Genomic DNA, 10,390 nt, shown 5'->3' on the forward strand with positions numbered 1-10,390 from the left:
AATTATGTGCTCAGATTAGAAGCAGTACTTTTCTTCTTCTTTCACTTTTTCAGCAATTTCCTTACGTAAATCCACGATATCCGGATAGTTTTGGTATTTGGTAAATCGTCTCAATCCCATAAGCATCATGCGTTGTTCGTCGCCTTCTGCAAAGGAAATGATACTTTCCTTACCTTTTTCCTCAACAATATCCACAGCGTGATATAAGTATAATTTTGACATAGCGATTTGTGTCGCTTGTGATTCCTCGCCAAATCGTTTCGCGTTCTTTTCGGTTCTTAGAATCGCAGATTCTGCCATATAGATTTCAATAAGAATATCGGCAGCTGCAATGAGCAATTGCTGATGTGCTTCCAATTCTTGACCGTATTTTTGAACTGCGCCACCGGCAACCATCAAAAAGACCTTTTTTAATTTTTGTATTATTTCCTTTTCTTCAGAAAACAATTCTGAATAATCAGGAGTGTCAAAAGACGGAATGCCCATCAATTCTTCTTGTACCTTTTGCGCAGGGCCGAGTAAATCAACGTGACCTTTCATTGCCTTTTTGACCAATAGTCCTACTGAAAGCATACGGTTGATTTCGTTGGTGCCTTCATAAATCCTGGCAATACGTGCATCTCTCCAAGCGGCTTCCATAGGCGTATCTTCAGAAAAGCCCATCCCACCAAAAATCTGGATGCCTTCATCGGCACAGTTTTGAACATCTTCAGAAACTGCCACTTTCAGAATAGAACATTCAATGGCATATTCCTCAACGCCTTTCAATTCTGCTTCTTGGTGTGTGTTTCCTGCGGCTTCACGCATGGCGATGCGGTCTTCGATATCTTTTGAAGCTCTGTAAGTCGCCGATTCGCCTGCATAAGCACTTGCAGACATTTCTGCTATTTTCACTTTGATAGCACCAAAATCTGAAATTCTAGTATCAAATTGTTTGCGCTCGTTGGCGTATTTCACAGCAGTGGTAATAATGCGTCTTTGTGAGTCTAAACAAGCAGCTGCTAATTTGATACGGCCAATGTTCAAGGCGTTCATGGCAATCTTAAAGCCTTCGCCACGACCGGCCAACATATTTTCTACTGGCACAACGGTATCGTTAAAAAACACTTGACGGGTAGAGGAGGCGCGAATGCCTAGTTTGTGCTCTTCCTCGCCCATGGTAATGCCGTTTTTAGGATCGTTTTCTACGATAAAACCGGTAATGTTCTTGTCTTTTTCCAAACGGGCAAACACAATGAACAACTTACAGAATCCCGCATTGGAAATCCACATTTTTTGTCCGTTGATTTTGTAGCTCTTGCCGTCTTCAGAAAGTGCAGCAATGGTTTTGCCAGAATTTGCATCAGACCCAGCACCAGGCTCGGTCAAGCAATAAGCGCCAAACCATTCGCCAGTGGCCAATCTTGGCACGTATTTTTGTTTCTGCTCCTCGGTTCCGTAAAGGGTTATTGGCATGGTGCCAATCCCAGTATGCGCTCCAAAAGCAGTACTAAAAGAGCCAGTTCCAGAGGAAATGTAATCACAAGTAAGCACGGTAGAGACGAAGCCCATCCCGAGTCCGCCATATTCCTCAGGTACCGCAACGCCCAAGAACCCAAGTTCCCCAGCTTTTGTCATGCATTCCTCAGTATAGGCAAAATCCCTGTTCTCAAAACGGTCGCGATGCGCCACGATTTCACGTTCATTGAATTCCATGACCGCATCTTTCATCATGTTTTGCTCTTCAGTAAAATCTTCGGGCGTAAATACGTCTTCGCATTTGGTTTCCTTAACGATGAATTGCCCGCCTCTTAATAAATCTTTTTTTTCAGTTGTTTCCATTCTTCTTTAGATTATAGACAGCTAGATACTAGATTCTAGACTGTATGTTTAATGTTTTTAAATATGGTTATAAGTCTAGATTCTAGACTCTATTTGTCTATTTTCTTATTTCAAAAATTCAAATATCCCACAAGCACCTTGTCCAGTACCAACGCACATGGTCACTGCTCCAAATTTGTCTTTTAAATTTCGTTTGCGCATTTCGTCAAAGAGTTGAACCGATAGTTTCGCACCTGTGCAACCAAGTGGATGCCCTAAAGCAATAGCGCCACCATTGACGTTCACGATGTCTTGGTTCAAATCGAGTTCACGAATCACAGCGACCGATTGGGATGCAAAGGCCTCATTGAGCTCAATAAGCTCCAAATCCGACTGTTTCAAACCGGCTTGCTTCAGCGCTTTAGGCACTGCTTTAACTGGTCCAATGCCCATGATGCGTGGTTCAACACCAACTGCGGTGTAACTAACCAAACGAGCGATTGGCTCTAAATTGAGTTCCTTGACCATGTCTTCACTCATGACCAAAACGAATGCCGCACCATCACTGGTTTGTGAGGAGTTACCTGCAGTTACGGTACCGTTGGCAGCAAACACCGGTCTCAATTTAGACAACGCTTCAATGCTGGTGCCTTTACGAGGACCTTCATCTTTAGTTACAGTATAGCTTCGGGTCTGTTTCTTACCCTGATCGTCCACATAGGTTTCATCGACTTCAATTGGTACAATTTGATCTTGAAAGCGGTCTTCAGCCTGAGCTTTTAAGGCCTTCATGTGCGAGTGGTAGGCAAATTCATCCTGTGCCTCACGTGAGACCTTGAATTGTTTGGCAACCGCTTCCGCAGTATTTCCCATACCCCAATAGTAATCCTCGTGTCCTGCTTTTACGGTATTATAATTCAGTTCTGGTTTAAAACCGGTCATAGGCACCGAACTCATGCTTTCAGAACCGCCTGCAATTATGCAATCGGCCATTCCTGCCTGAATTTTGGCGCTGGCCATCCCAATGGTTTCTATTCCTGAGGAACAAAAACGATTCACGGTTACGCCAGGTACATCGACGCTATTCAATCCAATCAAGGAAATAAAGCGCGCCATGTTGAGACCTTGCGATCCTTCTGGCATGGCATTGCCCACCATCACGTCGTCGATGCGTTTCACATCGAGGTCTGGTAATTCTTTCATCATGTATTGAATGACTTCGGCACCCAATTCATCGGCTCTCTTAAAACGGAACACGCCCTTTTTGGATTTTCCAACTGCGGTTCGGTAGGCTTTTACGATGTATGCTTGTTTGTTCATGTTCTAAATATTTTGACGTAGGACGATTTGACGTATGACTTAAGACTTGCTCAAGTTTTCCATAAAACGTGTTATCATTCCTTGTATGATTTGAATTTTATTTTCTAAGTGTTTAAAAGTTTCTTCTGAGATGTACCCAATTTCGAATGAGATAATTAACTGAGTTTCCCATTCAAAAGCAGATCCTAAAGCTGTTTCTAAATATTGAATAAAATGCTTGTCGGTTCCTTTGCTCGTTCCTTCTGCGATATTCGAAGGAATAGACACAGAACATCTTTGCATTTGACTCGACAATGCGTAATCTTCAGACCTTGGAAATGTTTTTGTTATTGCATAGGTTTCTTTTACAATACCTATTCCATCTTTCCAAATACTTAATTTTCTAAAGTTATGTCTTGCAGCCATCTTTTAATATGTTTTTAGTTTGACTTATTACCAAAAAGAACTTATAACGTAGGATGTTTTCCGTAAAGTCTTGCAGTCCTATGTCATTCAGTCCTAAGTCATTTTTTCTAATTACGCAACGGTTTCCCAGTCTTCAACATGTGCTGAATCCGTTCCAAAGTCTTACGTTCTGTACATAAACTCAAGAAAGCTTCACGTTCTAGGTCGAGTAAATATTGCTCGCTTACTAGCGTAGGTTCAGATAAATCACCACCAGCCATAACGTAGGCCAATTTGTTGGCTATTTTTTTATCGTGCTCGCTAATGTAGTTGCTGTCTTCCATAGAGTCGGTACCTACCAGAAACATGCCTAAGGCTTGCTTGCCCAATACCTTGATATCTGTACGTTTTACGGGTTGCGTGTAGCCAATATCTGCCATAAGCTTAGCCTGCTGCTTGGCGACTGCCAATTGGCGGTGCTTGTTGACCACAACGATGTCTTTTCCTTTTTGAAGCAAACCCAAGTCAAAAGCTTCATAAGCTGAAGTGGAGACTTTCGCCATCCCAATGGTTAGGAAGTATTCTTGCAAGGTGTTGAGCTCCACATCACCAGTTCTAAAAGTGTCTTGAGCTCTTACGGTCATTTCTTTAGAGCCGCCACCGCCAGGAATCACACCAACACCAAACTCAACGAGCCCCATGTAAGTTTCTGCAGCGGCAACCACTTTGTCGGCGTGCATTGACAGTTCACAACCGCCACCCAAAGACATGCCTTGTGGCGCTGCCACGGTTGGAATGGAGGAGTAGCGCATGCGCATCATGGTATCTTGAAAATACTTGATGGCAGCATTGAGTTCATCATATTCCTGCTCGGCGGCCATCATGAAAATCATGCCAATATTGGCGCCTACGGAAAAGTTCTTGGCTTGATTGCCAACCACGAGCCCAGCGAAATCTTTTTCAGCAAGCTCAATACCTTTATTGACACCTGCCAAAACATCGCCACCAATGGTGTTCATTTTAGACTGGAATTCAATATTTAGAATGCCATCACCTAAATCTTCGATCACAACCCCAGAGTTTTTGAAGACTTCTTTGGTTTTTCTAATGTTGTCTAGGATGATAAAGCTGTCCTGTCCTGGGATTTTTTCTTGTTTCTTAGACGGAATATCGTAAAAGTAGGAGTTGCCGTCTTTTACTGAATAAAAGGAATCACTGCCAGATTCGAGCATCCCGGCTACCCAAGAATCGACTTCATGACCTTCATCTTTAATCATTTTTAAACCTTTCTCCACACCAATGGCATCCCAAATTTGAAACGGTCCATGTTCCCATCCGAAGCCAGCTCTCATGGCATCGTCTATTTTGTAAAGCTCATCTGTGATTTCAGGTATGCGATGTGAGACGTATGCAAAAAGTGCTGCAAAGGTTTTTCTGTAGAAATCGCCTGCCTTATCTTTTCCATTGACTAAGACCTCAAATCGGTCTTCTACTTTATCAATGGTTTTAGTTTGTTCTAAAGTGCCAAATTTTGCTCTTTTGGAATCGCGATAGTCTAAGGTTTCAAGGTCTAGCGTCAATATTTCTGAAGACCCATCGTCTTTTCTTATTTTCTTGTAAAAGCCTTGTCCGGTTTTACTACCCAACCATTTCTTCTCCATCATGGTATCGATGAAGCCTGGAAGTTTAAACAATTCATGACGTTCGTCTTTAGGGCAGTTTTCGTAAATACCATTAGCCACGTGCACTAAAGTATCTAAACCAACCACATCAACGGTTCTAAAAGTCGCCGATTTAGGCCGTCCAATCACAGGACCTGTAAGTTTATCGACTTCCTCAACGGTCATGTCCATATCCTTGACTGCGTGGAATAGGCTCATAATGCTGAAAATCCCAATGCGGTTTCCTATAAAGGCCGGTGTGTCTTTAGCGATTACGGAAGTTTTTCCGAGGAATTTCTCACCGTATTCATTTAAAAAATCGAGTACCTCTTGGTCTGTTTTAGGCCCAGGAATAATCTCGAAAAGCTCTAAGTAGCGCGCAGGATTGAAAAAGTGCGTTCCGCAGAAATGCTTCTGAAAATCTTCACTGCGTCCCTCACTCATAAAATGAATGGGAATCCCAGAGGTGTTTGAAGTGATCAAAGTTCCTGGTGTTCTATACTTTTCAAGTTTTTCGAAGACCTGTTGTTTAATATCCAGGCGCTCTACAACGACTTCCATAATCCAATCCACATCTTTAACCTTGGCGATATCATCTTCCATGTTTCCCGTCTTGATGCGAGATGCGAAGGCTTTATCGTAAATAGGCGAAGGTTTTGATTTAAGGGATTCGGTTAAGGAGTCATTAACCAATCGGTTTCGAACTTCCTTGTCTTCCAAAGTCAATCCTTTGGCTTTTTCCTTATCGTTGAGTTCTCTGGGTACGATATCCAATAAAAGGACATCCACACCAATATTTGCGAAGTGACAGGCGATGCCGCTTCCCATGATTCCGGAACCAATAATCGCTATCTTTTTAATTCTACGTTTGCTCATATTATTTTAAGATCTGTTCTTTTTTATTATAAATCTGTTTGTTTGAGATCATATTATTGATGACTTCGGAAACTTTAAAGAAATGCGCCAATTCTTCAGCAGAAACATGGTCTTTAATGGTCTCGTTGAAGGTCAATACTTTTTCCTTGGAATACTCCCGTTTTTCACGACCAAATTCCGTTAGGTAAATCAACACGCCTCTGCCATCTTCTGGGTTGGGTTTGCGTTCTATCAATCCCTTTTCCTGCATGGTCTTTAGGGTGCGAGACAAACTCGTTGCTTCCATCCCCATTTTAGGGCCCAAGGAGGTTGAAGGGGTTCCTTTTTCAGGATCAATACTCAATAATGCAAAACCAGTGGCCATAGTGGTATCAAATTCCGCAGCTTCCTCATTGTACATTTTATTCACTGCAAGCCACGTGGTACGAAGCACATAGTCAATCGTTTTGTCTTTCATTCTTTAAGGTTGAATTTCAAATATACAAAAATATACTATGCGTGCATAATATATTTGAAAAATTTTAATTGGTCAAATGAAAGCGATGTTCTTCTTGATTTTCAATTCCATTTTAAGAATTACCCATTTGGGATGTGGCGCCATGGAATGCAACTGGTATATCTGTCATTAATTTTATAAGAAAAAGTGGGAGTGCCCTGAAAAACGAAGTTGTTTTTCATAAAAACCAGATTGACGAGGCAAAGGCCATTTTTTTTTTGAAGACATGCCTTAAAAACGCCGAAGAAGATTCGGTTAAAACTTGAAATCGTTTTAATTTAAAAGTATGGTATGGATACCGCTGTTGGGAGCTATTTCGAATTCAGCGCCTTCGAGTTCAATAGCATTATAGGTTGTGAAGCTGCAACAATTTTCTTTTTTTCTGGTTGCGTCAACGTAAAAATTGAATATTTGATTTCCGGAAATTTCAAAACTTAGATTTACAGTTTCCGTTTTCCAACCAATCGTATTAAGTTGGATGAGATTCACATTGTTTTCAGAAATGAATTCATATTCAACTGGCGCAGTTGTAATGGAGTCAAGGATGTTCAACTGCTGTGGCTCGTAAGTGCCATTAGTGAATGCATTTTCTCCGGTGCTTTTATCTACCAACTCAAAGAGGAAGGGCTGTGGCGGCGTAAAGCAGTCACCACAATCATCGGTATTGCAACTCTGTAAGCTCAATATTAAAAAAAGCGAAATTATTAGATGCTTCATTGTAGGATTGGATTGGTATATAAAAACATAAAAATTTTGTAGTTGGTTTTGATAACGACTGCACTTTGCTATAAGATTTTGAAAAGCGTTTATAATCAGCGATAATAGGTGCTTGTCAAATATTATAGATGGATGCAAAAATCAAAATGAGGACAGAAATTATAAGTATGGATAAGGGGAAAAAAGTGTGAAGCATTCAAGCGCCATTTTTCTTTCTTCCAATTTAAGAAATTATAAACCAGCTTTCCACAGATTACCAGCAACAACGGAATTGTAATTAACTCAAAAACTACATTAAAACCTTTAGTGTTAATGCTGAAGTATGAAAAGGATATCAACGCGATAAAATATAAAAGTAGAAATAGGCTTATCGCAATATTGGCTGATGTACTTATGGTATTGTTCATATCACTAATTTTATTTTAGCGCATGATCTATAGACGACTTGCTTGTATTTACAAACCATTAATATTTAAAAACGTCGCAACACAGCGCCAGCGAAAAACATCACACATAAATCCTATTGTAAAGATCTATATAGTGATCCTTGATGATGTCCCGCTTCATTTTCATGGTGGGTGTTAATTGGCCGCCCTCAATGGACCAGACATCTTCGGTCAATTCAAAACGTTTGATTTGTTCCCAATGGCCAAAATGGGTGTTGCATTTATCGACTTCCTTTTGAATACGGTCAATCACTTCTTTGGCGTTTACAATATCTTTATTGGAGGTGCCTACGTTGTTGTGTTTCTTTTTGATCCATTCCCTAATGAATTCAAAATTGGGTTGAACGATGGCTGCCGGCATTTTTTCGCCTTCACCAACCACCATGACCTGCTCAATGAAACGGGATTGCTTTAGTTCGTTTTCCAAAAGGGTTGGGATCACGTATTTGCCACCTGAAGTCTTGAACATTTCTTTTTTACGTCCAGTAATCTTCAAAAAGCCATCAATATCGATTTCGCCTTTGTCACCAGAGTGAAAATAACCATCGGTCATCACTTCCTCTGTTTTTTCTGGATCTTTATAATATCCTAACATCACGTTTGGTCCTTTGATGAGTATTTCACCATCTTCGGCAATTTTCACATGCACGTTGTCAATGGGCTTTCCTACCGACCCGACCCTGAAATTACCATCTGCATACATGCCAACTGCCACTACCGGGGAGGTTTCAGTAAGACCATAACCTTCCATGACCTGCATTTGAGCGGCACTAAATAGTCTCGTTAGACGGGGTTGCATGGGCGCACTGCCAGAAACCATGGTGTGCAATTTGCCACCAAGTGCTTCTTGCCATTTACTGAAAATGAGTTTTTGGGCAATGCTAAGTTTAAATTCGTACCACCAACCATTTTCGCCGTAGGGCTTCCACTCTTCGCCTAAAGCAATCGCCCAATGGAATAATTTGTGTTTAATCCCAGTAAGTTCTGAGCCCTTGGCATAAATTTTATCATAAACCTTTTCTAACAATCGTGGCACCACGCTCATTAAATTAGGCTGGATTTCCTTGGCGTTATCGCCAATTTTGTCAATGCCTTCTGCATAATAGATGCTTACACCAGCATATTGGTATAAATAAATGAGCAAGCGCTCAAAAATATGACAGATGGGTAAAAAACTCAAAATCCGTGTTTCTCCTTCAATCAAAGGCAGTCTTTTGTTGCTGTCTAATGCATTGCTGGTAATGTTCCAGTGGGAGAGCATCACGCCTTTGGGTCTGCCCGTGGTGCCCGAGGTATAAATGATTGTGGCGAGATCATCTGGCTTTACCGCGTCTTTATGAGCCTCAACTTCAGGTTGGTTGCTTTCGTCCTTCCCAAGTTCAAATAATTCGGAATAGTTTTTACAGCCTTCAATGACATCAAAAGAATAGACTTCTTTGAGCTTTGTTCTTGATTGAACTGCGCGCACTTTCTCTAAAACGTCCTTATCAGATACGAAGCAATAAATGCATTCGCTGTGGTTTAGAACATACTCATAATCTTCCGCAGAAATAGTAGGATAGATGGGGATATTTTGCGCCCCTAATTGGAGAATCCCGATATCCATGATGTTCCATTCCGTCCTATTGGAGGTTGAAATGATCGCAATCTTATCATCTTTTTTAATGCCTAAGCGCAATAATGCCCGACTCATGGCATTGGATTTGTCAACATATTCTTGGGTGGACATAGGAGTCCATACTCCGTTGTATTTGGTAACCAGTGCGGTATCTGATGGTTTGTGCTCTAGTTGGTAATAGGGGAAGTCGAAAAGACGTTTGATATCTGTCATGTGGGTTGAAAACGGTTTGCTGTACTGCAAAATAGCAAATTAAATGGGATTATCAAATGTGTATCGATAATTAGGAACTTTGCAAATAGAAACATGCGTTCACATGGCATCTAAAGCCTTGACCCGCTTTTCGAAATCTGCTTTATACAGTTCCCATCGCTTACCTTTGATGAGGTCTTGGTAGATTTTGCCAGTATCGTCATTATAATTATAACCAACAAATGTACCGTCGGGATGCAATATTATGGTATTGAACCTATCGTAAGAATCGCGGTAAATCTGGTCAACCAGGCCTAAATGATCTTTTTTCCATAGAATTTTATCGAATGCTGCTGGATGCCCTTCATTGTAACCGAAAAAATGATACACATTATTTCTACGCCCTCTCTTGTTTTTTTTCAAACAATTTTTATGTTGGTTAATAAAAGCCTGATGATTTGCAATATGGCGATGGGACATGCTATCTTTAGCATAGACAGTTTTGGATTTTTCAGGAAAATAACTGATAGCTCTCAAAGTGTCTTGATAATGAATTACCATGACCCTTGAGGTATCCACTTGGTTTTTGCTATGCAATAATTGGTACAATTGCGTCTTTGTCTCAGGCACTAAATTGCCAAACATGTATGACAATCGCAACTTGTACAAAACCAAGCTGTCATTTTCAAATCTGAGCACTGAAAATAAAGAACTATCCAATTTATAATCATAGGCCTTTTTTGCTATGGGCTGGTTACTGCGGTCAACGCGTAAGGTGTCTTTTGAAGCGGTGGTATAACTCACTTGATGCTCTTCTACCTGAGCAAAAACGATTTGCTTCGAAAAAAATAGAATAATAAGTAGGAAAATTAATCGCATA

General features: G+C 40.8%; 8 protein-coding genes. All 8 read right to left on the reverse strand.

The window, feature by feature from the left end; all coding sequences use genetic code 11:
* Positions 1 to 15 precede the first annotated feature (15 nt).
* Complete coding sequence (locus ESY88_RS02075; RefSeq protein WP_147085239.1) at positions 16 to 1,821, reverse strand: acyl-CoA dehydrogenase family protein; 1,806 nt, start codon at positions 1,819 to 1,821, stop codon at positions 16 to 18.
* A gap of 105 nt (positions 1,822 to 1,926) precedes the next feature.
* Positions 1,927 to 3,120, reverse strand: coding sequence for an acetyl-CoA C-acyltransferase (locus ESY88_RS02080; protein WP_147085240.1), 1,194 nt, complete (start codon positions 3,118 to 3,120; stop codon positions 1,927 to 1,929).
* Between the two features lie 39 nt (positions 3,121 to 3,159).
* Entirely contained in the window at positions 3,160 to 3,525 is a 366-nt protein-coding gene (locus ESY88_RS02085; RefSeq protein WP_147085241.1) for a four helix bundle protein, read from the reverse strand.
* Between the two features lie 107 nt (positions 3,526 to 3,632).
* On the reverse strand, positions 3,633 to 6,041 hold the full coding sequence (locus ESY88_RS02090; protein ID WP_147085242.1) for a 3-hydroxyacyl-CoA dehydrogenase/enoyl-CoA hydratase family protein: 2,409 nt from the start codon (positions 6,039 to 6,041) through the stop codon (positions 3,633 to 3,635).
* A gap of 1 nt (position 6,042) precedes the next feature.
* Positions 6,043 to 6,498, reverse strand: coding sequence for a MarR family winged helix-turn-helix transcriptional regulator (locus ESY88_RS02095; RefSeq protein WP_147085243.1), 456 nt, complete (start codon positions 6,496 to 6,498; stop codon positions 6,043 to 6,045).
* Positions 6,499 to 6,810: 312 nt separating this feature from the next.
* Complete coding sequence (locus tag ESY88_RS02100) at positions 6,811 to 7,254, reverse strand: hypothetical protein (protein WP_147085244.1); 444 nt, start codon at positions 7,252 to 7,254, stop codon at positions 6,811 to 6,813.
* A 507-nt stretch (positions 7,255 to 7,761) separates the two neighbouring features.
* Positions 7,762 to 9,531, reverse strand: coding sequence for an AMP-dependent synthetase/ligase (locus tag ESY88_RS02105; protein WP_147085245.1), 1,770 nt, complete (start codon positions 9,529 to 9,531; stop codon positions 7,762 to 7,764).
* A 99-nt stretch (positions 9,532 to 9,630) separates the two neighbouring features.
* On the reverse strand, positions 9,631 to 10,389 hold the full coding sequence (locus ESY88_RS02110) for a hypothetical protein (RefSeq protein ID WP_147085246.1): 759 nt from the start codon (positions 10,387 to 10,389) through the stop codon (positions 9,631 to 9,633).
* Position 10,390 lies beyond the last annotated feature (1 nt).

The organism is Subsaximicrobium wynnwilliamsii, assembly GCF_007997225.1.
GTDB lineage: Bacteria > Bacteroidota > Bacteroidia > Flavobacteriales > Flavobacteriaceae > Psychroserpens > Psychroserpens wynnwilliamsii.

Bases quoted from the DNA above. Each gene is read 5' to 3' on its own strand.
- ESY88_RS02090 (WP_147085242.1), bottom strand. From the start codon at position 6,041: ATGAGCAAACGTAGAATTAAAAAGATAGCGATTATTGGTTCCGGAATC.
- ESY88_RS02080 (WP_147085240.1), bottom strand. From the start codon at position 3,120: ATGAACAAACAAGCATACATCGTAAAAGCCTACCGAACCGCAGTTGGA.
- ESY88_RS02085 (WP_147085241.1), bottom strand. From the start codon at position 3,525: ATGGCTGCAAGACATAACTTTAGAAAATTAAGTATTTGGAAAGATGGA.
- ESY88_RS02075 (WP_147085239.1), bottom strand. From the start codon at position 1,821: ATGGAAACAACTGAAAAAAAAGATTTATTAAGAGGCGGGCAATTCATC.
- ESY88_RS02095 (WP_147085243.1), bottom strand. From the start codon at position 6,498: ATGAAAGACAAAACGATTGACTATGTGCTTCGTACCACGTGGCTTGCA.
- ESY88_RS02105 (WP_147085245.1), bottom strand. From the start codon at position 9,531: ATGACAGATATCAAACGTCTTTTCGACTTCCCCTATTACCAACTAGAG.
- ESY88_RS02110 (WP_147085246.1), bottom strand. From the start codon at position 10,389: ATGCGATTAATTTTCCTACTTATTATTCTATTTTTTTCGAAGCAAATC.
- ESY88_RS02100 (WP_147085244.1), bottom strand. From the start codon at position 7,254: ATGAAGCATCTAATAATTTCGCTTTTTTTAATATTGAGCTTACAGAGT.